We start from the raw sequence: 1157 nt of genomic DNA, 5'->3' as shown, positions 1-1157 counted from the left end.
CGATCGCCTCGCGGCCCACGGCGGGGGCGCCCAGCTCGGTGGCCTTGGCGATGATGCGGCCCTCTCGCTCCAGGTGGGCCTCCGTGGCGTACCGGCGGGCGCCGTGACGGGCGTAGACCGACAGCCCGTCCTCGCGGCACAGCTCCGGGGGGAGCGGGACGAGGTTGCGGGCGGTCAGCCGGACCACGGCCGTGTCGGCTCCGGGCTGCAGCGCGGCATCGGCCAGCTCGTTGACGAGGGCGGTCACCTGGTGGCGTTCCAGCCCTCCGAGACAGTCCGGAAGTTCCTTGGTGATCTCCACGATCAGGTCGCCTCGACGCCACGTCGACTTCTGGTCCTGGGCGTTCTCGATGGCCTGCTGCACGACCTTCGTCGGGTCGAATTCCAGGCCCGATTCCAGCGTACGTCCGTCGCGTTCCAGTTCGGCGGTCGCGCGTTCCACCTGCGCTGGAATGTCGGCCAGCGACTCGCGGGTGTCGGCCACCATGTCGGCCTCCCAGCGCTCCAGCAGCTGCTCGCGCGGGACGGCTTCCACCTTGTTCTTCCGCTCGGTCAGGTTGACCCACTGGGCCATGCGGGCCAGCTCGTGGGCGCCCGGCGCGCGGCCGGTCCGCTCCTCGTACGCCTTGGCCAGCTCGGCGGTGCCCTTGGTGATGGTCCGCCGGCGGGAGCTGTACTTGTCGCGCTTCTCCTCGGAGATGCCGACGATCTCGCGGGCCATGCCGTCCGGGCGGGTGGCCACGCGAAAGCCCATCTTGCGGTACAGGGCCTCGTCCGACACCTTCTCGAAGATGTGTCCGGCGGCCTTGGTGTGCCGGTAGATCTCCTGTCCGTCGATGGTGAGCCACTTCGACGTGACTTCGCCGGTCACGGGGTCGACGGACGAGGATTCCACGCGGTTCCAGATCGCGTTGTGGATGTGCAGCTGCGGGTCGGAATCGCGGCTGGTGTGCTGCCGGAACGAAGCGATCGTCCACGCGTGCGCGTCGACCTGGCGGCCCATAGGGGCCCCGTCCGGGTCCTTCGCACCGTGGCGTCCGTCGCGGGCGTACCCGGCCTCTTCCTCCAGGAATTCCAGCCCGGCTTGGACGCCCTCCATCAGGCACTCCCAGACCTGATCGGCCTTCTCGGCGGCGGCGGCCGCGCCCTCCAGGTCC

The 1157-nt window shown here is 70.2% G+C and carries 1 protein-coding gene; it reads right to left on the bottom strand.

Annotated elements, in window-relative coordinates:
• The coding region (locus ACFRCG_RS48670) for a relaxase domain-containing protein (protein ID WP_380043103.1) at positions 1 to 1157 on the bottom strand (1157 nt) is incomplete at both ends.

Source organism: Embleya sp. NPDC056575 (genome assembly GCF_042793325.1).
Taxonomy (GTDB): domain Bacteria; phylum Actinomycetota; class Actinomycetes; order Streptomycetales; family Streptomycetaceae; genus Embleya.
The sequence above is the reverse complement of the archived record's forward strand: the minus strand, read 5'-3'. Positions and strand labels throughout refer to the sequence as shown.